The sequence below is a fragment of the Pseudomonas sp. Pseusp16 genome, assembly GCF_047324915.1.
Lineage (GTDB): Bacteria > Pseudomonadota > Gammaproteobacteria > Pseudomonadales > Pseudomonadaceae > Aquipseudomonas > Aquipseudomonas fluorescens_CD.
The window spans coordinates 2,398,693-2,422,889 of record NZ_CP168522.1; the positions used below are offsets into that span (position 1 = coordinate 2,398,693).

General features: G+C 61.7%; 20 protein-coding genes. 16 read left to right on the top strand and 4 right to left on the bottom strand.

The features are described from left to right. The first annotated feature begins 516 nt into the window (after positions 1-516). The 15 genes from ACEN8Q_RS10725 to ACEN8Q_RS10795 all read left to right on the top strand — a co-directional run bounded on the left by ACEN8Q_RS10725 (position 517) and on the right by ACEN8Q_RS10795 (position 17,607). Entirely contained in the window at positions 517-1,869 is a 1,353-nt protein-coding gene (locus tag ACEN8Q_RS10725) for a UDP-glucose dehydrogenase family protein (protein WP_413428438.1), read from the top strand. Positions 1,870-2,010: 141 nt separating this feature from the next. Next, positions 2,011-2,757 (top strand): sugar transferase, encoded by a 747-nt coding sequence (locus ACEN8Q_RS10730; RefSeq protein ID WP_413705146.1) that lies wholly within the window; start codon positions 2,011-2,013, stop codon positions 2,755-2,757. Beyond that, positions 2,758-3,405 carry a CpsD/CapB family tyrosine-protein kinase gene (locus tag ACEN8Q_RS10735; protein ID WP_413428436.1) on the top strand — a complete coding sequence of 216 codons (648 nt, stop codon included), beginning with the start codon at positions 2,758-2,760 and terminating at the stop codon, positions 3,403-3,405. Between the two features lie 22 nt (positions 3,406-3,427). Next, entirely contained in the window at positions 3,428-4,465 is a 1,038-nt protein-coding gene (locus ACEN8Q_RS10740) for a polysaccharide biosynthesis/export family protein (RefSeq protein WP_413428435.1), read from the top strand. A gap of 14 nt (positions 4,466-4,479) precedes the next feature. Further along, positions 4,480-6,072 carry a GumC family protein gene (locus ACEN8Q_RS10745; RefSeq protein ID WP_413428434.1) on the top strand — a complete coding sequence of 531 codons (1,593 nt, stop codon included), beginning with the start codon at positions 4,480-4,482 and terminating at the stop codon, positions 6,070-6,072. After that, the gene (locus ACEN8Q_RS10750) at positions 6,069-7,163 is read left to right on the top strand and encodes a glycosyltransferase family 4 protein (protein ID WP_413705147.1); all 1,095 of its coding nucleotides are present in this window, start codon (positions 6,069-6,071) and stop codon (positions 7,161-7,163) included. Before ACEN8Q_RS10745 ends, ACEN8Q_RS10750 begins: the two co-directional genes overlap by 4 nt. Next, a complete protein-coding gene (locus tag ACEN8Q_RS10755; protein ID WP_413428432.1) occupies positions 7,160-8,527 on the top strand; it encodes an O-antigen ligase family protein in 1,368 nt (455 codons plus the stop codon). Before ACEN8Q_RS10750 ends, ACEN8Q_RS10755 begins: the two co-directional genes overlap by 4 nt. Beyond that, a complete protein-coding gene (locus ACEN8Q_RS10760; RefSeq protein ID WP_413705148.1) occupies positions 8,524-9,492 on the top strand; it encodes a glycosyltransferase family 2 protein in 969 nt (322 codons plus the stop codon). The genes ACEN8Q_RS10755 and ACEN8Q_RS10760 overlap by 4 nt, the downstream gene beginning before the upstream one ends. After that, positions 9,485-10,621: a glycosyltransferase gene (locus tag ACEN8Q_RS10765; RefSeq protein ID WP_413705149.1), complete on the top strand. Its 1,137-nt coding sequence runs from the start codon at positions 9,485-9,487 to the stop codon at positions 10,619-10,621. The genes ACEN8Q_RS10760 and ACEN8Q_RS10765 overlap by 8 nt, the downstream gene beginning before the upstream one ends. A gap of 12 nt (positions 10,622-10,633) precedes the next feature. Then, entirely contained in the window at positions 10,634-11,635 is a 1,002-nt protein-coding gene (locus ACEN8Q_RS10770) for a polysaccharide deacetylase family protein (RefSeq protein ID WP_413428429.1), read from the top strand. Next, positions 11,632-12,936, top strand: a complete 1,305-nt coding sequence (locus ACEN8Q_RS10775) for a lipopolysaccharide biosynthesis protein (protein ID WP_413705150.1) — start codon at positions 11,632-11,634, stop codon at positions 12,934-12,936. The genes ACEN8Q_RS10770 and ACEN8Q_RS10775 overlap by 4 nt, the downstream gene beginning before the upstream one ends. Next, positions 12,933-14,852 carry a hypothetical protein gene (locus tag ACEN8Q_RS10780; protein WP_413705151.1) on the top strand — a complete coding sequence of 640 codons (1,920 nt, stop codon included), beginning with the start codon at positions 12,933-12,935 and terminating at the stop codon, positions 14,850-14,852. Before ACEN8Q_RS10775 ends, ACEN8Q_RS10780 begins: the two co-directional genes overlap by 4 nt. 83 nt (positions 14,853-14,935) lie before the next feature. Continuing rightward, the gene (locus tag ACEN8Q_RS10785; protein WP_413428874.1) at positions 14,936-15,622 is read left to right on the top strand and encodes an N-acetyltransferase; all 687 of its coding nucleotides are present in this window, start codon (positions 14,936-14,938) and stop codon (positions 15,620-15,622) included. A gap of 4 nt (positions 15,623-15,626) precedes the next feature. Continuing rightward, positions 15,627-16,841, top strand: coding sequence for a GNAT family N-acetyltransferase (locus ACEN8Q_RS10790; RefSeq protein ID WP_413428875.1), 1,215 nt, complete (start codon positions 15,627-15,629; stop codon positions 16,839-16,841). Continuing rightward, positions 16,813-17,607 (top strand): ChbG/HpnK family deacetylase, encoded by a 795-nt coding sequence (locus ACEN8Q_RS10795; RefSeq protein WP_413705152.1) that lies wholly within the window; start codon positions 16,813-16,815, stop codon positions 17,605-17,607. The genes ACEN8Q_RS10790 and ACEN8Q_RS10795 overlap by 29 nt, the downstream gene beginning before the upstream one ends. Positions 17,608-18,488: 881 nt before the next feature. Here the strand turns inward: ACEN8Q_RS10795 and ACEN8Q_RS10800 are convergent. After that, positions 18,489-19,295, bottom strand: a complete 807-nt coding sequence (locus ACEN8Q_RS10800; RefSeq protein WP_413428761.1) for a class I SAM-dependent methyltransferase — start codon at positions 19,293-19,295, stop codon at positions 18,489-18,491. Positions 19,296-19,466: 171 nt separating this feature from the next. Here ACEN8Q_RS10800 and ACEN8Q_RS10805 point away from each other — a divergent pair, with 171 nt between their 5' ends. After that, a complete protein-coding gene (locus tag ACEN8Q_RS10805; RefSeq protein ID WP_413428760.1) occupies positions 19,467-19,847 on the top strand; it encodes a hypothetical protein in 381 nt (126 codons plus the stop codon). Positions 19,848-19,876: 29 nt separating this feature from the next. Here ACEN8Q_RS10805 and ACEN8Q_RS10810 read toward each other — a convergent pair whose 3' ends face one another. The 3 genes from ACEN8Q_RS10810 to ACEN8Q_RS10820 all read right to left on the bottom strand — a co-directional run bounded on the left by ACEN8Q_RS10810 (position 19,877) and on the right by ACEN8Q_RS10820 (position 24,023). Next, positions 19,877-21,310: a sigma-54-dependent transcriptional regulator gene (locus ACEN8Q_RS10810; RefSeq protein ID WP_413428759.1), complete on the bottom strand. Its 1,434-nt coding sequence runs from the start codon at positions 21,308-21,310 to the stop codon at positions 19,877-19,879. After that, on the bottom strand, positions 21,279-22,772 hold the full coding sequence (locus ACEN8Q_RS10815) for a sensor histidine kinase (RefSeq protein WP_413428758.1): 1,494 nt from the start codon (positions 22,770-22,772) through the stop codon (positions 21,279-21,281). The genes ACEN8Q_RS10810 and ACEN8Q_RS10815 overlap by 32 nt, the downstream gene beginning before the upstream one ends. Positions 22,773-22,874: 102 nt before the next feature. Continuing rightward, on the bottom strand, positions 22,875-24,023 hold the full coding sequence (locus ACEN8Q_RS10820; protein WP_413705153.1) for an SCO family protein: 1,149 nt from the start codon (positions 24,021-24,023) through the stop codon (positions 22,875-22,877). Positions 24,024-24,197: the final 174 nt, after the last annotated feature.

A 24,197-nucleotide genomic window follows, 5' to 3' on the forward strand; every position in this document is an offset into this window, starting at 1 on the left:
TTGATCCACCCGCCCCCTCGGCAGGCTGAGCGGAGCGAAGGAACCCCGAGCCCTGGCGAGGGGCCGGACGTTCGGGGCGAGCGTTTTTTTGCTTACTTTTTTAGGCGCTTGTAAAAAAAGTGAGTCGCCGTAAGGGCGAAACCGCCAGTCGCCGTCACCCAAAAAACGGATATGTACCCAGTCAGGCCGCCTTCGCGAGCAAGCTGAACTGGCCAATGAATTGTCGGCCGCTTTTAGATAACAGCACTACGCCATCCACCGTTAAAAACTGTCGGACTTTGCGATGAATTCGTTATTAACCCGGTGACTCAAACCTGACACACTCAGCTACAACCCTTGTATTTCAAGGCCCACGACCGCCTGGCGCTTTCTTGGGATTTTCGCCGAACTACCAAAATCGGGGGGGCTTGCCCATTTGACATACCGGTCTGCCGACACGATTCGCCGAAGCTGGTCTATACCCCCTTTTGACAGTCTTTTGTTGCAAATCTCCACCGTCTTACGAGGCACGCAAATATGGACGTGAGCGTATTTGGTACAGGCTATGTTGGCCTGATACAAGCAGCTGCACTGGCCGATGTCGGACATCGCGTCCTGTGTGTCGACATCGATCCGAACAAGATCCGGCAACTGCAACAGGCCGTGCCACCGATCAGTGAGCCGGGGCTGTCGGGCACCCTTGAAGAAAACATCAAGGCCGGTCGCCTGTTCTTCACCACCCAGGCCAGCGATGCGGTGGAGCACGCCGAGCTGATTTTCATCGCCGTCGGTACGCCCGCCGACGAAGACGGTTCAGCCGACCTCAGCCATGTGCTGAACGTGGCCCGGCAGATCGCCAGTTTCATGGAGGCCGACCGCACCCTGATCATCAAGTCTACGGTGCCGGTGGGTACGGCGGACCAGGTCAGCGCTACTGCCATTGAGGAGTTGCAGCGCGGCGGCAAAGGTTCGCTGAAGGTACGGGTGGTATCCAACCCGGAGTTTCTCAAGGAAGGCAGTGCCCTGGCCGATTGCATGCGCCCGGACCGGATCATCGTCGGCACCGGTGACGATCACGCCCGTGCTCAGATGAGCGAGCTCTACGCGCCATTCTGCCGCAACCACGACAAATTGATGTTCATGGACAACCGCAGCGCCGAGCTGACCAAGTACGCGGCGAACGCGATGCTGGCCACGCGCATCAGTTTCATGAACGAACTGGCCAACCTCACCGAGTTGCTGGGGGCCGATATCGAAGCCGTACGCAAAGGCATCGGTTCGGACCCGCGCATCGGTTACCACTTCATCTACCCCGGTTGCGGCTTCGGCGGTTCGTGTTTCCCCAAGGACCTGCGCGCCCTGTTGCACACCGCCGAACACGCCGGCATGCCCCTGAAGTTGCTGCGTAGCGTAACCGACGTCAACGACCACCAGCGGCATATTCTGTTCAGCAAACTCAAGGCGCAATTTCCCGGTGGGCTGGCTGGCAAATCCATCGCCGTGTGGGGCCTGGCGTTCAAGCCCAACACCGATGACATGCGCGAAGCACCCAGCCGCTACCTGATGGAAGCGCTCTGGGCCGAAGGCGCGAGCGTGCAGGCCTACGACCCGGAAGCCATGTCCGAATGCCGGCGCATTTACGGTTACCGCGACGACCTGCACCTGTGCGCCACCCGCGATGACACCCTCGAAGACGCTGACGCCCTGGTGATCTGCACCGAGTGGAAGAACTTCCGCGTGGTCGACTTCGACATGTTGGCGAACAAACTGCGTCAACGGGTGATCGTGGACGGGCGCAACCTGTACAGCCCGGAACAGGTGGCGGCCGCCGGCCTGCACTACAGCGGCATTGGCTTGCGTCACATCGTGCCCGAGGCCGTACGTCCATGAAGACTCTCGTCACCACAGCGGCCGGTTTCCAGCCGTGTATCGAACTGGATGAGGGACCGGGGCGTTTCGTTGCCTGGTTCCGCACTGACTATTGACTACCCGTCGCCCACGCCGCGTGCGGCTGAACACTGCGGAGGATTTATGTCCGGACACGAAAAAAGTGTGCCTGTTACCAATATGCGCAGGGACAAGCGCCTGGACCCCGAGCAGCGCATGCGCATGGATGCCGCCATCCATATGCAGGGCTGTGGCTGGATAACCGGTCGCGAAGGTGGCCGGCCGTGGACCCTGTCGCGCACCAACCGCGTCCTGGCCTGCTTCGGCGCGCTGCTGGTCCTGGTGCTGATTTCCCCGGTGCTGCTGGGGCTGGCGCTGGCCATCAAGCTCACAAGCCCCGGGCCGGTGATGTTCGTGCAGAAACGCACCGGTTATCGCGGCCGCATGTTCGGCATGTACAAATTCCGCACCATGGTGGTCAACGCCGAGGAGCTCAAGGAGTCCCTGCGGCACCTGAACAAGCACGGCGCCGACGCCATCGACTTCAAGATCGACAAGGACCCGCGCATCACCGGTATTGGCGGCTTCCTGCGGCGCACCAGTCTCGACGAGCTACCGAACCTGATCAACGTGGTGACGGGCGACATGCGCCTGGTAGGCCCCCGGCCGACTTCGTTCAATGCCTACCGCTACAAGAACAAACACCTCGCGCGCCTGAGCATCTACCCCGGCATGACCGGCCTGTGGCAAATCTCCGGGCGCAGCAATATCGATTTCGACCAGCGCGTCGAGCTTGATCTCACCTACATCGCACAGCAGAGCCTGCAGCTTGATTTGAAGATTCTGCTGAAAACTCCCTTCAAGGTTTTCAGCGGCCACGGAGCGAGTTAGATGGATGGTTCAACGGCCAAAAGCCTAAGCATTGCCAGCCCGAGCGAGTCCAACCTGACATCGACCGTGCTCGACCAGAACCTGCGGATCCTTTTCCTGACCGCCGCCAACCCCGGCGCAGGCACCACCACCAGCGCCCTGGCGCTGGCCAGTCAACTGGCGAAGATGAGCAGCGGCCTGGTGCTGCTGGTGGATGCCAGCCAGTCGGCGACCAACCTCACGCAACAATTGGGGCTGAGCAAGGAACGGGGGTTTCGCGACTTGTTGTTCAACACCCAGAGCCCGCCCTTGTTGCAGGACTGCGTGGTGGACGTCTCCAGCCTGCCCTTTCACGTTCTGCCATTCGGCCGCTACTTCCGTGGCAACGAACACCTGACACCCGAGCGCCTGAGCCCGCTGCTCGATCAACTCGGCATCCGCTACCGCTTCGTGGTGATCGACGGCGACGCGGTGTATTCGGCCACCGACACCCTGGTCATCAGCACCCAGGTGGACGGCGTGGTCCTGGTCGTGCGCGCGGAAGACACCCGCTGGGAAGTGGCCCAGGCCGCCGCCCAGCGCTTGAGCCAGGCGGGCGCGAAGCTGGTCGGCAGCGTGTTCAACCGACGCAAGTACTACATGCCCGAATGGCTGTACAGAAACCTGTGAGCAATCAGACAAGGATGACGCCATGAACGCCAAGATGCTTGTCCTGCTTTTGCTGCCCCTTGCAGGTTGCTCCAGCACTTCCTCCGACGAATCCCAAAGCATGCCGGTGCAAATCCTCACGGCTCCACCGGCCAACGCCCAGGCCACTGACGTGCCCAAGGTCGAGCAGACCCTGCGCCCACAGGATGTGCTGGACGTGATCTTCCACATCAGCACCAGTGGCTCGGCCGCCTATCGCGTGCAGTCCGGGGACACGATCGCGCTGAACTTCACCGCTGCCAGCCAGTTCAACGGCAACCAGCTGGTGCTGCCCGATGGCACCATCGAACTGCCGGGGGCCAATACCACGGTGAAAATCGAGGGCCTGACCCGCGATGAAGCACGGGACGAGATTCAGCGCGCCTACGATCGCAAACAGCTGTTCCAGCCCAACCGCAATCAGCTGTCAGTGATGGTGGTGAACCCGCTGGCCAATGAGTGGAACCTCAAGTCCGTGCTCAACCACCCCACCACCGGCATGAGCCGGGAAATCACCGTGGGCACCGACGGCTACGCCAGTTTCCCGGAAATCGGCGCCGTACCGCTGCAAGGCATGACCCTCAACCAGCTGCAGGCCTACCTCAATAAACGCTACGCCACCCTGCCAGGGCGCATGACCGTGGACGTACTGCTCAAGTCCACCGCCGGCAACGAAATCTATGTACTGGGTGAAGTCGGCCAGCCGGGCTCCTACCCGATCCGCCGCCCGGTGTCGGTGCTCGAAGCCCTGACCATGGCCCGCGGTTCCAACGTCAAGGCACGCCTGGACTCGGTGATGATCATGCGGCGTAACGGCAACCAGGTGGTCGCGCACCGTTACGACGTGGAAAAGGCCTTGTCCGGCGACGCCAGCCAGATCGCCTACCTGCAAGCGGACGACATGCTGTACGTGCCCAAGACCAAACTGGCCAGCGCCGGTGAGCTCGCGCGGCAACTGGCGGACGTCGTGCTGTTCCAGGGCGTGGGCTTCAGCTTCAGCTACCGCGTCGACAATAAAAACGACAGCAGCGGCAACAACTGACTCTCAGGTGACCCATGAATCCAAAGGAAAACTACCTGCATGAGTTCTTCAGGATCTTCTTCGCCAACAAGCAGTTGGTGAAGCGAGTCTTCCTGGTCTTTGCAGTGATCGCCGTGGTCTTGCCGCTGTTGCTCAAGCAAAGCTTTGATATCACCGCCCAGGTGATAGTGCAGTCCAAGAAAATCTCCCAGGGGGATGCCACCAGCACCCTCAACCAGGAAAACGCTTCCTTCATTCCGCCGTCGCTGGCGGACATGGAAACCGAGAGCAATATCCTGCGTTCGCCGGCCTTGATCCGCCAGACCATCGGCCAGTTACGCGAAAAGGGTGAGTACACGCTGCCCGTGAGCGCCTTCAACAAACTGCTGGTGCAGCCGTTCAAACGGTTTGTGAGCAACCCCGTCCGCGAGCACGTGATCAACCCGGTTCGCAGTCTGCTCGGGCTGCAGACCGACCCGGTACGCGACACCGCGCTCGATGCCCTCACGCAGCAAGCGTCCGCTGCCCTCAAGGTTGAAACCTTGTCGGGCTCCAACGTGATCTCGATCGTCTACAGGTTCCCCGACCCGGCCCAAGGCACCCGATTCGTCAGCGCCCTGCTGCAAAATTACCTGGTCGGCCGCCAGGAAATGCAATCCATCGACCTGCCGCAGAGCTTCTACGAAACCAAGAAGTTGCAGTACCAGGTGCGTCTCGATGGCCTGGAAGCCAATCGCCTGGCCTTGCTCGAAAGCATCGGTTCGTCCGACCCCAAGGAAGAAATCACGTTCCGCCTCAATGCGATCAACACCGAGGAGCAGGCACTCAACCTGTATCAGGACCGACTGCTGCAAAGCCAGCGCTGGCTCGATTACCTGAAAACCAACCTGGCGACCGCCAACAACGCCCGGTTCAACGACTACACCTTCCCCTACACCTTCACCACCACGGTCGACAACGTCGCTTTCGAAGACCGCGAGATCAAGCAACTGGGTGAGCAACTGACGACCCTGGTCAGCCGCTACAGGGACGACCTGGCGGTCTTTCAGCCCGGCAGTGAGCCGATGCAAAGGGCCCGCGAACAAATCATCCGGGCCCGTGGGCAATTCCTGAAGATTGTCAGCAACCGGATTCAGGAGCGCTCCAGCGACCTGGCGACGATCAGCTCGGTCATCGAACAGAAAAACGCACGCATTGCCGAGTTCAAGAACCGCATCCACCAGTTGCAGGAAACCCGGAGCAAGCTGCGGCAGATGGACACCGAAATCAACGCGCTGCACAAGGCGTTCGGCACCTATGCCCAGCGCTTCGCCGAAAGCAGCACGGCGCGCGCGCTGGACAACGACCTGTCCAACGCACGGGTGCTCAGCCCGCCGTTCGAACCGACCGAAGCGGCGTTCCCCAAGCCGATGCTGATCATTCCGTTCGGGCTGTTCACCGGTTTGCTGCTGGCGATCGCCCTGGTCTATGTGCGTGAGTTCTTCGACCACCGCTTCAAGCACCCTGCGCAAATCACCCATGAACTGGGCTTGCCGGTGCTGCTGGTGATCAACGATCAAAGCACCCTGGCGAACAACCCGCACAAGAAATGGAGTGTGCCGGCCCTCGTGCATTGGGTGCGCAATTGAACGCGCCGCTCGGCACCACCCACGACCTGCCGATCATTCATTTGCTCAGCAGTGGCGGCTTCTATGGGGCCGAGCGGATGCTGCTGGATCATTGCCTGGCGACGCCGGCGCAGCACCAGGTGCTGTTTCTTGATGCGCCGCCAGAACTGATCGCGCGTTTTCGCGAGGCCGGCGTCGATTGCCTCGGCTGTGCAGGCCTGGTCGCGTTGCTGGGGCATTTGCGCCGGCGACGGGACCAGCGGCCACTGATCAATACGCACAACTTCAAGGGCCTGTTGTTCGGCTGGGTCGGCGCGACGCTGTTGCGCCTGCCACTGGTGATCACCCAGCACGGCTTCACCCCGCGCAGTCGCAAGCAGAAGTTCTACACCTGGCTGAGCCTGCAACTGTGCCGCACAGCCTCGGTGGACCGGGTAGTGTGTGTCGCCGAAAGCATTGCCGCGCTGCACCGTCAGGCCAATGTGCGCGCGGACAAACTGCAAGTGATCCCCAATGGCCTGCCGGCGACCCACGATTTGCTGCCGCACAGTGGCGAACGTCAACGCTGGCTGGCCGGATACGTCGGGCGCCTGAGTAGCGAAAAAGGCCCTGACCTGTTTCTCGATGCGCTGATCCCGTTGTGTCAGCAGTACCCGCAACTTGATGCAGTGATGCTCGGCGATGGGCCGGAGCGCGAAAGCCTGCAGGCACGGATCGACGAGGCAGGCTTGCAGGCGCGCATCACATTGCCGGGCTATCAGACCGACATGCGCGCCTGGTGGCAGCAACTCGATGCGCTGGTGATCAGCTCGCGCACCGAAGGCACGCCAATGATTCTGCTCGAAGCGATGCAGGCCGGGGTACCGGTTGTGGCCTTCGGCGTCGGCGGGATTCCCGATGTCTTGCAGGACCACCACAACGGCCTGCTCGCCGCGCCCACCGACAGTGCCGCCCTTGCCCGCCAGATCGGCGCGCTGCTGGATGACCCGGCCCTGGCTGGCGAGTTGATCGACAACGCAAAACGTACGCAACGGGATCGCTACGACATCAAGGCCCTGGCCGAACGCTGGTCGCAGCTTTACATCCGGACTGCACGGGAGCCGCGCGCGTGATTGTTCCGCTCTCGATCGTCAGCTTGCTTGGCCTGGTCTGCCTCGGTTTGCTGGCCAGCCCTTATCCGTATCTGGCACCGGGGGCGGTGCTGGGCCTGGTGGGCGTCGTGGCGCTGTACCGCAAGCCGGCCTGGGGCCTGCTGGGCATTGTCGCCATCCTGCCTTTCGAAGGTCTGTTCAAGGACAACGCCTTGTCGGGTTCCAAGTTCCTCGGGGCTTCGCTGGCGCTGATCCTGATGCTGCAACTGGCGATTCACCAACTGCCGGCCGAGCGCCTGCGCAGCAATATCTGGCGTTTGCTGATCGGGTTCATGGCGTTGTACCTGCTCAGCATGCTCAACACCGACGACATGGGCTTCTCCCTGGACCACCTGCGCGAATTGAGCGTCGGCCTGATTCTGTTTGTCATCACCCTGCTGGTCGGGCGTGAGTTGAACCTCGAGATGTTCGCCAAACTGGTTGCCATCAGTGTCGCGGTGACCTGCGCCATGGCGATGTTCTCTGCCAAATACCAGGACGATGGCCGTGCGTCGGGCATGCTCAACGACCCGAACCACTTTGCCCTGTTGATCGCCTTCGCCGTGCCCATGGCGCTGTGGCTGGTGGTCCGCAGCCCGAACCGGTTGCACCGGCTGTTCTGGGGGGCCTGTGCCCTCTTGCTGCTGGGCGGCATGACCAAGACCGAATCCCGTTCGGGGCTGGTGGTGTTGCTCCTCAGCCTGTTGATCGGCGCGTGGCATTACCGCGCGCAGTTGCCAGGCATTCGTCCGCGCCACCTGGGCTTTGCCATGCTCGGCCTGGCAATTGTGATTCCGCTTGGGCTCTATGCGATGCCGGCCGGTTACGTGGAGCGTATCCAGTCGCTGAGCATCCTCAGCTCCGGGGCCAAGAGTCAGGACCAGTCACTTGGCCGTCGCGCCTCCTACGTTGTGGTCGGCAGCGCCATGATCGCCGAGAACCCCTTGCTTGGCACCGGCCCCGGCACGTTCCCGCTGCACTACGCCACTACCGGTTATGCCAAGACCTTTGCCATGACCGGCAAGATCGAAGACCTGTACCGTCGCGCCCACAACACCTACCTGGAGATCTTCAGTGAACTGGGGATTCCCGCCGGCCTGATGTTCGTCGGCATGCTGGCCGTGGGTTTGTACAACCTGATTCGCGCCCGCCGCGCCTGGCTGTTGCGACGAGACGGGCATCAGGCCGATCTGATGACCCACCTGAGCATGAGTTTTCTGTCGTTGACCCTGTTCCTGGCGTTCCTCAGCGCGCCGAACCACAAGTACCTGTGGATCATGCTCGCGTTGAGCAGCGTGCTGCGCACTAAAGCCGAAGAAGCTCCTCTGACGGAGGTCAGGGCATGAACCGCATCAGCATCGTCATCCCGATGTACAACGAGGCCCGGCACATCGCCCGAACCCTGCTCGCGGCACGCCATGCCGCCGAGGCGGCCAACGTCGAATGCGAGTTGATCGTGGTCGATAACGGCTCCGACGACCTGGGCCCGGACATTGCCCGACAGTTCGGCGTCCAGGTTCTGGTCCTGCCCGGCCTGCTCATCGGCGCATTGCGCAATCGCGGAGCGGCGATCGCCAGTGGCGAGTGGCTGGCCTTCATCGATGCCGACATCGAGATGCCCGAGAACTGGCTCAAGCTGCTGTTCGACCTCGAGTCCGGCGGCCAGGCCGATGTCTTCGGCCTTGACCTGCACACCCCCGCCGAAGCGCCGTGGTACGCCGACGCCTGGCAGCGCCGCACCTTGCGTCCCGAGACGCAGCCGCTGCATGTCGCGCAATGGCTGCCCAGTTCCAACCTGCTGATGCGTCGTCGCTGGTTCGACAAGGTCGGTGGTTTCAATGAACAACTGCGCACCGGCGAGGACAAGGACCTGACCATGCGTCTGTCCGACGCGGGCGCGAAACTGCTCTCGGTCAACCAAAGCGTGGCGCTGCATTGGGGCTACGAAGGCAGTTGGCGGGAATGGGTGGGCAAGGAATTGTGGCGTCAGGGCAGTCATCTGCAATTGCTGCGCACCCATGGCCCGAGCCTGCGCCTGCTGCGTTTTCCGCTGCTGTCGATTGCCGTCTGGGTGATCGACTTCATGGCCATTTCCGCCCTGTTCGACGGTTTCCCCCGCCATACCGTGCTGATGCTGCTGCTGACCGTCCTGCCCGCCCTGGCATTGAGCCTGCGTCAGAGCGCCAGGCACCGCGACACGCTCCTGACCCTGCAACTCTGGGGCCTGCACTGGGTGCGCCTGCACCTGGCGGGCGCCGGGTTAATCCTCAGCCTTTGTCATTGGAATGCCAGGAGGCCCGCCCGTGGCTGAATTCATTTTCTGGTTGTGCCTGTTGCTACCGGTATACGCCTACCTCGGTTATCCCCTGTTATTAACGTTGCTGGCACCGTTTTACCCGGCACCGCGCCATGGACCGGCACAACCGATGGACGTGAGCATCGTGATTGCCGCGCACAACGAAGCACGGCATATCGAAGAAAAACTGCGCACCGTGCTGGCCCAGGATTATCAGGCACGCTCGCTGCAAATCATCCTCGCCAGCGACGGCTCGACCGATGACACAGTGGCCTGCGCGCACCGGGTCGAGGACCCGCGCATCACCGTGCTCGATCTGCCCCGCCAGGGCAAGGCGGCGACGCTCAATGCCGGAGTCGCGATCAGCTGCGGCGCGATCCTGGTGTTCACCGACGCCGACAATCAGTGGTCGACCGACACCCTCGGCCATTTGCTCGCGCCGCTCAACGACCCGCAAGTCGGTGGCTGCGCCGGGCACATGGAGATCCCGGTGACCGGCAAGGGTTTGAGCATTGGCGACAGCCTGTATCGGCACTACGAAGGCTGGCTGCGCTACGTGGAAAATCGCACCGGCTGCATGGTCTCCGCCGATGGCGCATTGCTCGCTCTGCGCCGCGAGCTGTTCCAGAACGTGCCGGCTGAGGTCAACGACGATTTTTTTATCAGCACCTGCGCGCCGGTCGCGTTCAAGCGCATTGTCTACGTGCCCCAGGCCCGGGTAATCGACCAGGGTGTGGACGAAGCCGACAAGCAATTCCGCCGCCGTCAGCGGGTCACGGTGGGCGGCCTGCAAAGCCTGGCCCAGCGCCGGGAGCTGCTGAATCCACTGACCCACGGCCTGTATGCGATTGCCTTGATCAGCCACAAGCTGATCCGTCGGCTGGCGCCGATCCTGTTGTTGCCGTTGCTGCTGAGCAATTTCTGGCTGTGGGAGGATCACGGCTTTTATCGCCTGAGCCTGATCGCACAACTGCTCGGTTACACGGCGGCCATTGCCGGCCTGCTGGATTCGCAACACCGCTTGCCCAAACCCTTTCGCCTGGCCGCGTTCCTCCTGGTGACCCTGGCCGGGATGAGCATCGGCCTGTGGCAGTTCCTGCGCGGTCAGCGTTACGCCCAATGGAATCCCGAGCAAAATCGATGAGAGGTGCGTGCCGTGGCGATCAAACAACTGTTGAAACGCACCAGTGGCTGGCTGTACCTCAACTCCCCGGTCGGGCGCAATCAACTGCACGGCGCCGGTGTGATCCTGATGCTGCACCGGGTGCTGGCCAGTGACCAGGCCGCCGAACTGCCCCACCGCAATGAACTGTGCGTCGGGCCAAAGGCGTTTGAACATTTACTGGTGTGGTTGAAAAAACACTTCGACTGCGTGCCGCTGATGGACATTCTGCAACCCGATACGCAGCGCTGGCAGCGGCCGAAAGTGGCGCTGACCTTCGACGACGGCTGGCGCGACAACGCGCTGAACGCCTTCCCGTTGCTGCAGAAACACCAGGTGCCGGCGAGCATCTTTCTGTCCACCGACTTCATCGGTAGCCGCCAGCGGTTCTGGTGGGAAAGCATCGGCGAAACCCTGTGGAACAGCCATGGCGAACAGGCACGGCAGAAACTGGTCGAACGCTTGCAGCACCTGGGGCGCCCGTTGCCGACACGCTGCGATGACCCGGATCCGCAACGCCGCAGCCTGGCGTTGCTGAACTTTTTGCAGAGCCTCAAAACCCTGTCGCCGCTGGACCTCAATCGCCTGACCGACGACTGCCCGCACGAGTCGTTGCCCCAGGCGCTGGACTGGCAGCAAGTGCGTTACCTGGAAGCCTCCGGCCTGGTGCGCTTCGGCCCCCACGGTGCCAGCCACGCCATCCTCACCGGCCTCGACGATCAACGCCTGGATGAAGAACTGAGCCGCAGTCGCGACGCGCTGCTCCATGGCTGCAACCGGCCGTTGCCGGTTTACTGCTACCCCAATGGCGACAACGATGCGCGGGTGCGCCAACAGGTGGCCAGGCATGACTTCCCGTTTGCCCTGGGTACCGGCACCGGGATTTATCGAGGGGCCGAAGATCCACTGGCCCTGCCACGCTTCGGCGTCAGCCAGCGTACCGCGCGCAATCCCGAGTTGCTGTCCTGGCGCATCTATCGTGGTGCACGTCCATGAGCCGCAACAACTACCTCAGGCACCTGGCCCTGAGCATGGGCACCAAACTGGCGATGATCGCCCTGCGCTTGCTGCGTAACGTGTTGCTGGCACGGATTCTCGGCCCCAGCGAACGTGGCTTGTTTGCCTTGCTCAGCGCCCTGCCCGACCTGATCAGCGCCGCCACCAGCGGCGGCCTGAATTCAGCGGTGGGCTATCAGGCGGCCAAGCAACGACCAATGGGCTTGCTGCTCAGCCAGGTGCTGCTGTTCGGTTGTCTGCTGGCGGCGTTGCTGACCTTGCTGGTGGTGGCACTGACTCGCGAGTTCGGCAGCGAACTGGAAATCACCACGCAATTGGGCCTGCTCGCCTGGCTGTTGCTGCTGGCGGTGCCGCTGACCGTGCTCAAAAGCGGTTTGCTGACCCTGCACAACGCCTCGGGCGGCGTGGTCGCCTTCAATGCCTTGCGCCTGATCGAGTCGCTGGCACCGCTGCTGGTGTTCCTTGCCCTGTTCTGGATGTGGAAAAGCGCGGCCCTGGAGGCGGCGTTGATCAGTTGGCTGGCGGGGATCGGCCTGGTGGTGCTGACCGGTTGGGTCTGGCTCAGGCGCGTGCATCCGCTGAGCCTGCAATGGGACCGCGCCAGTCAAAACGAACTGCTGCGCTACAGCGCCCGCAGCCATCCGGACCTGCTGTTCCAGCAAGTGATCCTGCGCTCCGACTACCTGTTCATCGGCGCCCTGCTCGGCACCACGGCACTGGGTCACTACGCCATGGCCAGCGCGGCCGCCGAGTTGCTGCTGATCGTTCCGGAAGCAGTGACCACGCCGCTGATGAAGCGCCTGCTGCAACAGGAGGAAGGCATCGAAAAAGTCACGCCACTGGCCTTGCGCTTGACCGCTACGGTGATGATCGGCGCTTGCCTGGCCATGGCAGTGGTCGGTGAATGGTTGATCGTGACGCTGTTTGGCGAGGCCTATCAGCCTGCATACCCGGCGTTGCTGGCGCTGCTGCCAGGCCTGTTGGGCCTGTGCTACGCGAGCATTCTGCGCCTGGACCTGCTGGGCAAAAACCGGCCCGGCACGATTTCGCTGTTGATGGGCCTCAGCGCCCTGCTCAACCTGGCGCTCAATGTGCTGCTGATCCCCACCTATGGCATCGTCGGCGCAGCAGCCGCGTCCTCTATCGCGTACCTGGCCGTGACCCTGGCACTGTTGGTGGTGTATTGCCGGTTGAGCCACGTGCCGGTCTGGCAAACGCTCATCGTCCTGCCTGGCGACATCGCGCCGATGCTGCTGATGCTGCAACGGAAATCGGCATGAAGCACCTGTTATTGCTGGTGAGTCTTGGCCTGGGGCTGAGCGCCGAAGCTGCGCCCATGCGTTGGGCCGATATCCGCGACGGCAGCCTGTACCTGCAAACGGACCGCCCCGACAGCCTGACCGTGCTCTGGGCCCCGGCGTGGCAGGCTGAAGCCAACGAAGAACACCTCTACTTGCTCGACGGCCAGGGCAAACTCCAGAGCGAACGCCTGATTGCCGCCAACGAGCCCCGCGGCAGTCAACGCTGGGACCTGGCGCCGGGCGCCGCCAGTTATCGACTGGAAATTCCTGGCTACAGCTTCCGTCGTTATACCGTTGAGCACGACGACCGCACCGTCGCACTGTTCGCCCCGGCCAAGGTGCATTTCAGCACCGAGTCCCGGGACGGTGACGAGTTGTATTTCAAGGTCGCGGCCGGTGAACACGCGGTGCTGGCCGGCAAATTCCACGGCGGCGTCGGCGCGTTGCAAGCGCAGCGCGTGAGTGACGGCCAACAACTTTCGCTGCCTCTGAAGCCTTACCCCGCCTATTGGCAGTTCGACAAAGTCGGGTTGCCCGTTGCAACCACCGATCAAGTCTGGCGCCTGCACCTGCTCGGCAGCGGCAAGGTCGCATTCTGGCTCGACGGCACGGCCAACCTGTTCGCCCGGAATCCGCAACAGCTCAAACCCTTGCGCGAAGACGAGGGCGAGACCCGGCTGACGCTGCACCAGGAGGTGCTCGGCAAGACCCCGAACCTGGGTATCGCCCTGCCCTATGCGCGGCCGCCGGATTCCAGTTTCACCGTGCTCGATGCCCTGCAACCACAGGCTGGAACCTATTACAGCCTGGTCGACATCATGGCCACGCGGCCACATTACGAAGACGTGTTCCGCCGCCTGTATCAGGATCGCTTCGGCATCATTCAGGACATCACCCTGCTGGCCGGCAGTCAGCGCCAGGCCAAACTGCGCGCCGACGCCACCAGCAACGCCGGCCTCGACGCCTGGCTCGCCGCCACGCGCGCACTGGGCGGCAAGGGCACGCACTACATCAGCTTTGCCGACGAACCGAACCTCAACTACCCGGACTACGCCAGCTACCAGCGCATCTTCAACAGCATGGCCTGGCAAGTGCGCAGCAACCCGGACAACGCCAAAGCCGGCGTACGCATCGCCATGCCGGCCAGCTCCCGGTTCGTCAATGGCCCGTTCGTCGACAATGCCGCCGACAAGCGCGGCATCGACTGGGCCCGACGCCTGCTGGCCGAGTCCGGCGACAGGATCGATGCGCTGGCGTGGCACGAATGGATGGTCCGCGACCTGCTGGCGACCCGTGTCTACCGCGATAGCGTACGCAAAGCGGCAGAGCTGGTGGGGCTCGACGCCCAGGGACGACCGCGCAAGGCCTTGTTGCTGGACCAGACCAACATGTCCAGCGGGGCCAGCCTCAGCCCTTACGATCAGGAAACTCACTACGCCTCGTTATGGTGGGCCTCGGTCATCATCAATGCGTCCCGGGACGGCTTGCTCGACATGCTCGGCTGGTTCCAGGCCGACGACGAACCCGAGTATCCCAAGGGCATGTTCCGCGTGCTCGGCAAGGATGAATTCGAGCTCAAGCCCGTAGGCCTGGCGCAGCAATTTATCCGCCAGCATTGGCTGCAGGATGTCATGCGCCTGGATAACGACGCCTTCGAGGTTGACGTGCTGGCCATGTCTGCCGGGCAGCAACGCAGCCTGCTTGGCGTCAACAAAGGCTCGCGCTTGCAACGTGTGAGCCTGGCTGGCGCGCAATGCCCATTGACCCTGGGATCATTGCGCTATTTCGGCGCCGACAACCGCAGTCGCGACGCATCTTTCAAATGCCTGGAGGGTCGCATCAGCTTCGATTTGCCAGGAGAAACCCTGTTTACCCTCAGCTGGAGCGCCACATGAACGTCATTGATTTTTGCCGTGTAGACGATTCGTCGTGCATTGAGTCACTCCACTCGCGACCAACACCGTGAGGAGTCAAAAACATGAATGTTCTGAAAAAACTCAGCGACCACATCAAGCAAAAAGGCCTGCGCGCCACCGTCGGCAAGTTGTGGAAACACTACGTGTTTTTCCACGAAGAACTGTTGTGGATGGAGCGCGACCTGGTGAGCCCGGTACCGCCACACAAGCTTCGGCCCTATTCACCGCTGCGACTGGAAACCATCACTCCACAAAACGCCGTAGCGTTCGCCAGGCACTTCGGTGATCGCGTGGGCACCATGGCCGAGTTGGCGTGCGAAGGGTACACCGGGCACATGTACCTGGATGAAAACGGCGATGCCGTGGCCTTTATCTGGGGCAGCACACGCGATTATCTCGACCGTCATTACTACGGCTGCTTGTTCCCGGTGAAGCCAGGCGAGTTCTTCGAGTTCGCTCTCGAGCAGATTCCTGCCTACCGGGGCACCACGCTGTCGGTCGATTTCCAGCTGAACCTGTGGAAAGCCATGGCTGATCAAGGCTGCAACAAAGTGGTGGATATCTGCGAGTCCCACAACATTCCCGCGCTCAAGCTGCACATGCGCATGGGGTATCGCGAGCAAGGACGGATCATGAACATCTACCACCTGTTCGGCTGGCGCTTCTTCCGCGAAACCCGCTACAGCGGTTCACGCCTGGATGCCTTGCGCAAACCGGCACCCTCTCCTGTTCCGGCCGAGGCGAGCTGACCTTATGTCTGCACGATTCGAATGGCGCACTTCCCTGTGCACCGACGATTTTCCGGTAGCGGCTTACGAAGCGTTGCGCCAGCGCGTAACGGACCACACGCCGTTCAACACCCTGGCCTGGTTGTACGCATCGGAACTGGCACTCAAGCCCGACGCGCAGTTGCACGTGCTGCTCGGCTGGCAGGGTGACGAACTGGCGCTGTGCCTGCCGCTGGTGGCATCCATGGAGCGCTTTGCGCGTTTGCCGTTTCGGGTCCTGCATCATTTGGGCTATCCCCTCGCCGACCGCCTCGCACTGCTGACAAGGCTGGACAGTGACAATTTACGCAAGGCGCTGACGCAGATCCGTCAACGCCTGCCCCATGCCGTGCTGCAACTCAACGAACTGGCCGGTTCCACGGCCCAGGCACAGGCCCTGGCACCGTGGCAGGCGCTGAGTTCGACCTTCGAACAACGCCTGAGCTGTCGAGTGCCGGTGCACCTGATCAGCGAGGCCGACCATCAGGAAGTCTCCGGCGACCCGCGCTACAAACTGCGCCGCGCACGCAAACGCATTGCCGCGTGCGGTGCCCAGGTGCGGCGGATTACTCCCGACGCCCTGACCATGGGGCCGCTGTTGCAGGAAATCAGTGAGGTCGAAGCGGTGAGCTGGAAAGGCGATGAAGGCGTCGGGATCTTTTCCGATGCGCGCCATCGCCAGTGGATGGACCGCGCCTTCACCGCCCTCGCGGCCCGAGGCCTGGTGCGCGTGGTGGTGCTGGAACTGGAGGGGCGCTGCATCAGCTATCGCCTTGGCTTGCTGGAACAGGGTCGACTGTACGACTACAATTTGGCGTTCCTGCCGCAATATGCCGACCTGGGCAGCGGCCGGGTGCTGCTCGAAGAGTGGATTCGCTGGGGCCTGGAAGACAACTGGTGCTGGATCGATGCGTCCCGGGTCAGCCTGGAAAACTCCAGCCATCAACTGCACGAACGCATGACCGGGCAACTGGAACACTGGCGCTGGAGTTTTTACTCCTGGCGTCCAGGCGGCCTGGTGCTGGGGCTGGCCTTGCGGGTCTGGCAACGCTTGAAACCCCGATTGCAGCAATGGCGCGCCCGACGCGCGGCGACCGCAGCAACCCCGGCGCCTGTCGCGACACCGGCGGTCAAAACGCCTGCGCCTACGGAAAAACTCAAGGAGGGTGGACATGCCTCGGCAAGTGATAGTCAACGCTGACGATTTCGGCCTCAGTGCCTGCGAAAACGCGGTGATCCTTGGCGCGTTCCAGGCCGGGCTCATCAGCTCCGCCACCGCCATGGCCAACATGCCGGCATTCGAAGCGGCCTGCGTCCTGGCCCGGCATCCGTTACTCGAAGGCCGCATCGGCCTGCACTTCAACCTGACCTATGGCCGTCCGTTGAGCCAGAGCATTGTGCAGCGCCCGACGTTTTGCGACGGTGCCGGCGTGTTCGACCTCAACCTGCCCCGTACCCGTCTCTGGCTCGGGCGCCGGGATCGCCACGCCGTACTGGAAGAACTCGAAGCCCAGTGGCAGCGCTGCCTGGACAACGGTTTGCGCCCCAGTCACCTGGACTCCCATCAACACGTGCACAACATCTGGCCGATCGGCGAGATTGTCGCGCGCTTCGCCGCCCGCCAGGGGGTGCCGGTGCGACTGGCGCGCAACCTGGGACAAAACCTCAGCCTGCCCAAGCGCGTGTTCAAGGACCTGCTCAATCGGCGCCTGAGTAACCTGGCCGGCGCCACCGCCGACTACGTGTGCACCCCGGTGGATCTGCGCAACGCCGAGCCGCCAGCCGACGGACTGCTGGAAATCGTCGCCCACCCGAACCAGCTCGGCGCCGACTTCGGCGATGCCTACCTGGAACCGGGAGAGTCCTTGAGCGCGTTGCTGGAACAGCGTTTGCCGGGTGTACCGCGAGTGGCCTATACCGCTGCGGGCGACGCGGCACCTCGCCGTGCGCAGGCTGTTTTGGAGTAATCCGCAATCCCTGTGGGAGTGTGGCTTGCCCGCTATGTCGGTGTATTAGGCGACGTGTTTTTAATAGTGTACATATCCGTTGCTGCGGTCACGGCCACTTAAGGTTCCGCCTTTACGGCGGGTTACTTGGAAAAGCCCCAAGTAACCAAGGGCTCTTGCCCCTGACGTTCGGTGCCTCGCCCAGGCTCGGCATTCCCTCGCTCCGGTCCTGCTCCGTGGGCCCGCCGCGATCGGCCATCCCTGGCCGTACGCGGCTAACCCGGCATCCATGCCGGGTTGCCCACTGCGCAGAACCTCCACTCGGCCTCTCGAGGGGGCAAGAAGATCAAAAGCCAAAGCCAAAGCAAAAGCGAGGCGGCCTGACAGCCGACCTGACTACAAATGAACGCGTGCCCCTGTAGGAGCGAGCTTGCTCGCGAAAAACGCCGGGACACCGCGGGCATTCAGACAGCCCGCGTCATCGTTGACGTCCATCGCGAGCAAGCTCGCTCCCACAGAAGAGCCGAGCAAAAGCAGATCGGCGTCCCCCCACGCTCCTCACCACTCAACAGGCCGAGCGTTAGCTCGCCTGCAGCTCTTGATCTTGATCCACCCACCCCCTCGGCAGGCTGAGTGGAGGCGTTCATCCGGGGATGGGCGCGCAGCGCCGTTCGACGCAGTCGAACCCATTGCATGTAGGTCGAGCGCAGCCGACCGGAGGGCAATGCCCCCGGATGAATGCCGGAGCGAAGGAACCCCGAGCCCTGGCGAGGGGCCGGACGTTCGGGGCGAGACCTTTTGGTTCCTTTTGTGTCGTTTGACAAAAGGAACTCGCCGTAAGGGCGAAACCCCAAGTCGCCGTTACCAAAAAACCGGATATGTACACAGTCAACAGCCGCTACTCAGCTCTTCACCACCACCCACGTAAAACACAACGGCAACTGCGCTGCCTGCTGCTGATAACGATCATAGAGTTCTTCGCGGTTGGAGTGCGGGTATTCCTTGAAGTGACGAATCTGCAGCCCTGCCGCAATGGCGGCGCTGAAGAGGTCGCTCAGGGTATGGACGAACCAGTAGGATGCCGCCGATGGCTGTTCGATCCTGCCTTCGTAGACGATCGGTTCGTGTTGCACGAACGGTTCGCGACGGAAATATGAACTGTCCAGGCGAAAAGGATCGGTTGCCTCGGGGTCGAACATTTCCAGGAACGGGTGGGTTTCGTACACCACCAGCGCCCCACCCGGCTTCAGCGTGCTCGCCACATGGCGGAAGAATTCGCCGATGTCAGGCATCCAGTTCAAGACCCCGATGGTGATCAGCGCCAGGTCAAAGCGCTCCTGCAGTTGCGCAGGCAGGTGGTGAATGTCCGCTTCGATGAATTGCGGCGCATGGGGCGAGCGGGACGCCAGCTCCCGAGCCTGCTCGAGAAATGCTTCAGACTGGTCGACACCCACCACGCTGCGCGCGCCCAAGGCGAACAGTGACAGGCTTTCGCGGCCGTTGTTGCAGCCCAGTTGCACCACCTCCTTGCCGTCGACGCCTGTCTGGGTCAGCAAAGCGGTCAGGGTCTCATCCAGGCAGGAAAAATCCGCGTGCGCCACATCCTTCAACAAGGCTTGCCATTCGCCGGAATCCTTGTGGTGACGGGCAGAGTCATTCCAGGCCTCGCGGTTACTGGCGATGGCTTGTTCTTTTGTCGGCATTTCCATTGCACGCTCCAGGGTTCGGGTCGTCGATTTGACCGGCCGAAGTCTAGATCAACCCCATCCTGGCAGATGTTGCGAACTTGTAATCCGCGCAGCGCCGACGACTGCCCACGGCGACAGCTATAGTTAATGACCTTGGGGACATGCGGTTAAACCGATTTCGCAGGTGTTGCCATGAAAATAATCGACCTGAGGCTTTTGCTCGCCGTCTGCCTGAGCGCGACCGCTGTCGCCCGTGCCGACGACTTGCCAGCCACCACTGACTACAGCAGTGAATTCAACTATTACGGCGCCGACCAACCCTTCGCACACCCCGTACCACCGTCCATGAGCAGCGTGCCGCCGGGCACATACATTCCGACCGCACCCGGGGATTTCATCCCGGTTTCAAGCGAGCATGTGTTCTACGATTCGCGCCTGCCGACCGTGGCCGACGCCACGGTTCGGGTGTTTATCCGCTCCTACGATCCGGAGCATGGCGTCTACGTGAACCAGGAAGTCGAGAATCCCGATTGCATGCTGTCCTGCCTGAGGCAGGGCCCGGTGTTGCAGTGAGCACCAGGGGGCGTTCTCAATCAGTTTCCCTACCACTGGCGTTTGTCCGGGCGGGCGAGGCCGAGTTTTTCGATCCGGTAGCGCAACATGTCGCGGCTCAGACCCAGCAGGCGTGCCGATTTGGTGACGTTCCAGTCGGTCTTGTCGAGCATCTTGCGCACCATGTCGCGCTCCACTTCCGGCAGGTTCATGGATTCGCTGCTGTTGTAGGACGGACGCGGTTCGCTGAAGTGTTGTGGTTCATGATGAAACTTCGGTGGCTCATCCACCAGGCTCAAACAAACGTTGAGTTGATGGGCGGCAATGGTGTCGCTTTGCGCCAGCAGCACGGTTTGCTCCAGCATGTTGCGCAATTCGCGTACGTTGCCCGGCCAGCTGTAGCTGAGCAGCAACTCTTCGGCCTGGTCGCTGAAATGCAGGTTCGGCTTGCCGTAGCGTTTGCCATGCAGTGCCAGGAAGTGCCGGGCCAGCAGCAGGATGTCGGCGCCACGGGCATACAGGCGCGGCACCTTGATCGAAATGATGCGCAGGCGGAAAAACAGATCGCGGCGGAATTTGCCTTGCTGGACCATTTGTTCGAGATTGCAGTTGGTGGCGCTGATCACCCGCAGATCGACCTTGCGCTCCTTCACTGAGCCGACCCGGCGAATGGTCCGGTCTTCCAGCAGTTTCAGCAGCTTGGCTTGCAACAGCAGGTCCATTTCACCGATTTCGTCGAGGAACAACGTGCCGCCATCGGCCGCTTCCACCAGCCCCATGCGACGATCCTTGGCGTCGGTGAAGGCGCCCTTCTCGTGGCCGAACAGCTCTGATTCCACCAGATTGGACGGGATCGAAGCGCAGTTGAATTCAATGAACGGGCCCTTGCTGCGCGGGCCGTCGAAATGCAAGGCCCGGGCCACCAGTTCCTTGCCGGTGCCGGTCTCGCCTTCCACCAGCACCGGCGGCAGATCGCTGTTGGCCATCCGCCGTTCGGCGTCGAGCAACTGGCTGATGGTGCTCTTGAGGTACGCCATCGGGGCCGACTCGCCAATCAGTGCCTGCACCCCCGACTTCTGGGCCTCGCGCTCCTGGTAAAACGACAGCGTGCGCTCCATGCGGTCGGTGGCCAGGGCCTTGTCCAGCAGCAGTTTGAGCTCCGGCAGGGCCACCGGCTTGGTGACGTAGTGAAAAGCGCCCTCTTTCATCGCCACCACGGCGTCTTCGACGTTGCCGTAGCCGGTCATCATGATCACTTTCAGATCCGGCGCACTGATGCGCAGCTTCTGGATCAGGTCGTGACCACTCATGCCCGGCAACGAGTTGTCGGTCAGTACCACGTCAGGAGCGAAAGAACCCAATTGCTCCAGTGCATCTTCAGCCGAGTGGCAGACGGTCACCTCGAAGTCCTTGCGCTCCAGGTAAGTCTGAATATTCTCGGCGAGGATTTCGTCATCCTCGACCAGCAGAATGCTGTGCTCCATACTCCCCTCCCGTTGCCACTCTGAAATTGAGACAAACGCGGGTTCCTTCCTGCTCCCGGCTGGTCAGTTCGACCGAACCGTCAAACCGCTCCATTATTCTTTTGACCAGGGCCAGGCCAACGCCCAATCCGCCTTGTTTGGTGGTGAAAAACGGCTTGAAGACCATTTGCTGTTGTTGTTTGGACATCCCCTTGCCGGTGTCGGTCAGGATCATGCTCACGTCGCCAGGAACCGAGGAGTCGATCTCGATCTTCAGCACGCCCCCTTTGGGCATGGCTTCCAGTGCATTGGCAAACAGGCTATTGAGTATTTGCGTGAGCAGCACCTGTTGGCTGACGACCGGTGGCACGCTGGCGGGAGAAAAGCGCACCTCGACGTTCGAACGTTTGATCAAGGACTCAAAGGCACTCAAGGTGTCTTCCAGGGCCAGTACCAGGTCGACCGTTTCGAAGTCGTCATTCATCGGTCGCAACGACACCAGCAATTCACGGACCCAACGCGACATGCGGTCGACCTGACTGATGATGTCGCCAATGTTTTTCTGTGCGGTCTGGCTGGCGATGTCCTGGGCCAGTTCGGCGCTGGAACGGATGTTCGCCAGCGGATTGCGCAGGCTGTGGGCCACCGCCGAGGACATTTCCCCCAGGGCGACAAAGGTTTCGTTGGCGATCAGTTGTTTTTGCTGGCTCTGCAGCAGTATTGCCGCGCGCCGGACGATCCAGAACAGCCCCAGGTAAATGGCCGCCCCACCGATCAGGGTGGCCAGCCAGATCGCCTTGAAGCCACGCTGGATGCGTTCCACCAGGTCCACCGGTTCCTTGTAGATCTCCACCATGGCAATCACTTTGCTTCTGTCGGCGTTGAACATCGGAATGTAGTTCTCGACGAACAGGTATTCCGGTTCGCGCAGCAGACGCTGTTCGGGACGTTCCTCATCGATCTGGTGGTAGCTGGTGGACACCGGCGATTTCATTTCGAAGGACTCGTCCAACTCACTGTCGTCTTCGATGCGCACGCCGATCAACTCGGCGTTGGTCGACCAGACCACGGTGCGGTCCAGGGCATATACCGTCGCCAGCAGGATGTCCGGCAGATGCTCCACATGGTCGAGAAACTCGACGCGCGCGGCGGCCCGGGATTCGGGGTTGATGTCGGGATCGGCATGGTCCAGGCGCGGGTCGAGCATTTCACCCATGGTTCTGCCCGGCAGAATCCCGGCATGACGGATTTCGGCCTCGCCAATGGATTGAATGAACTGCGCGGTCAGCATTGAATCGCGCTCGATGCTTTCATCGACCACAAAGCGCGTGGAGATGTAACCCAGCCCCAACGCCACCGCGGCAATGATGAAAAAGCTTGCCAGGGAGAACCAGCGGAGCAGGTTGAACTGCGGCCGCCACCCCTTGCGCGGTGCTGCCGGAGCCTGCGGCGCAGCTACTTTTTGTTGTTCCAGTATCTGCATGGCGGTGTCCTGGATGCTTGAAATCGAGCCTGTTCAGCCGCTGTCTGCATCAGTGTAGGTGGCATTGATAGCAACTGACTGGCCAATGTAATTTTCTTGACACTATTGCGCCTGGCTCATCTCGGGTTGCGCGACCGAATGATGGTGCTCAGGCTCCTCGTTACCACTGGCCGCTGGCGAATGCTGACGGTCAGTCTCTTCATGCAGGAAATCGATGATGGACCGGGCGGAATGCTCATCCAGCCGCAGGTTGGGCATCGGGATCCTGTTGTAGCTATCGAACAGTTCCATCGCAATCGGGTCCTTTTCCACGAGCATGCGATCCGGTTCGCGGATCCAGCGGATGAGCCAGGCCAGTTCGCGCCTATGGGTCACGCCGATGAGGTCCGGGCCGATGCTGCGCAAGCCGATGCCCTGTCCATCCAGCGGACCGAGGCTGTGGCAAGACGCGCAACGGGTGCGGAACAGCTCTTCGCCATTGCTCGGCGGGCGGATTTGCGGAGCATCGGCGTAGCTTTCTTCGACGCTGGGCTGCTTCCAGTTCTGCAGGGTATTGGCCAGTTGGTCGGCCAGCATCCACGGGTTTTCGAACGGCGAGGCTTTCATCCAGCGGCCCGTTTCCTGGTTGCCGACGATCAGGCTCAGGTTGTGGTCCTTGTTGCGCCCGTTATCGATGCCTTCAATGAACAATCCCAGTTTCTTGCGCAGATCGGTGACGTCGGCGAACTCCCCGGTGAGGAATTTCCAGCCCGGCCCGACCTGGAAGCGTTGCGCATAAGCCTTCAGCACTTCGGGTGTATCACTCAGAGGGTCGATGCTGATGGAATAGAAGAAGATGTCCTTGCCGACCCGATCCCCCAGCAATTTCTGCACCTGGCGCAGGCGCGCGGTTTCCAGCGGGCAGGAGTCACTGCACGAGGTGAAGATGAAGTTGATCACCACCACCTTGCCTTTGATCATGTCATCGAAAAAACGCAGCTGCTGGCCGTCCTGGTCAGTCAGCAGGGTGTTGGGGAAATAGTTGCCGCCCCACGGGGTATCGGCTTCAGCGACAGCGGGTACGGGAGTGGATGCCGGAGCAGGTTCGGGCGTCGATAATGGCTGGCTGGCGACCAGCAGCTGGCTGGCCAGCAAACCGGTCACCAGCATCAGCACCAGGTGCATGCCCAAGGCCCGCGAGCGTGGTGAATGCAGCTTCAAAGGCGTAAACGCTCCTGAACGCTTGAAGTTGTAGCGCGCTTTTTTTGCCATCACCAGCCGCCTCGCAATCGTGTAGGAGGTGATGGTGACGATGCAAGGACCTCGCCAACTTTTTGACTGACTTATATAAAAGCATTAACACTCGATAAAACAATGACTTATCAAAATCAATATGCCATTGACCATGGAAATGACCGGGGACTGACCCCCACTAACGGGGAATGT

Bases quoted from the DNA above. Each gene is read 5' to 3' on its own strand.
- ACEN8Q_RS10725 (WP_413428438.1), top strand. From the start codon at position 517: ATGGACGTGAGCGTATTTGGTACAGGCTATGTTGGCCTGATACAAGCA.
- ACEN8Q_RS10730 (WP_413705146.1), top strand. From the start codon at position 2,011: ATGTCCGGACACGAAAAAAGTGTGCCTGTTACCAATATGCGCAGGGAC.
- ACEN8Q_RS10735 (WP_413428436.1), top strand. From the start codon at position 2,758: ATGGATGGTTCAACGGCCAAAAGCCTAAGCATTGCCAGCCCGAGCGAG.
- ACEN8Q_RS10740 (WP_413428435.1), top strand. From the start codon at position 3,428: ATGAACGCCAAGATGCTTGTCCTGCTTTTGCTGCCCCTTGCAGGTTGC.
- ACEN8Q_RS10745 (WP_413428434.1), top strand. From the start codon at position 4,480: ATGAATCCAAAGGAAAACTACCTGCATGAGTTCTTCAGGATCTTCTTC.
- ACEN8Q_RS10760 (WP_413705148.1), top strand. From the start codon at position 8,524: ATGAACCGCATCAGCATCGTCATCCCGATGTACAACGAGGCCCGGCAC.
- ACEN8Q_RS10775 (WP_413705150.1), top strand. From the start codon at position 11,632: ATGAGCCGCAACAACTACCTCAGGCACCTGGCCCTGAGCATGGGCACC.
- ACEN8Q_RS10780 (WP_413705151.1), top strand. From the start codon at position 12,933: ATGAAGCACCTGTTATTGCTGGTGAGTCTTGGCCTGGGGCTGAGCGCC.
- ACEN8Q_RS10785 (WP_413428874.1), top strand. From the start codon at position 14,936: ATGAATGTTCTGAAAAAACTCAGCGACCACATCAAGCAAAAAGGCCTG.
- ACEN8Q_RS10790 (WP_413428875.1), top strand. From the start codon at position 15,627: ATGTCTGCACGATTCGAATGGCGCACTTCCCTGTGCACCGACGATTTT.
- ACEN8Q_RS10795 (WP_413705152.1), top strand. From the start codon at position 16,813: ATGCCTCGGCAAGTGATAGTCAACGCTGACGATTTCGGCCTCAGTGCC.
- ACEN8Q_RS10800 (WP_413428761.1), bottom strand. From the start codon at position 19,295: ATGGAAATGCCGACAAAAGAACAAGCCATCGCCAGTAACCGCGAGGCC.
- ACEN8Q_RS10805 (WP_413428760.1), top strand. From the start codon at position 19,467: ATGAAAATAATCGACCTGAGGCTTTTGCTCGCCGTCTGCCTGAGCGCG.
- ACEN8Q_RS10810 (WP_413428759.1), bottom strand. From the start codon at position 21,310: ATGGAGCACAGCATTCTGCTGGTCGAGGATGACGAAATCCTCGCCGAG.
- ACEN8Q_RS10815 (WP_413428758.1), bottom strand. From the start codon at position 22,772: ATGCAGATACTGGAACAACAAAAAGTAGCTGCGCCGCAGGCTCCGGCA.
- ACEN8Q_RS10820 (WP_413705153.1), bottom strand. From the start codon at position 24,023: ATGGCAAAAAAAGCGCGCTACAACTTCAAGCGTTCAGGAGCGTTTACG.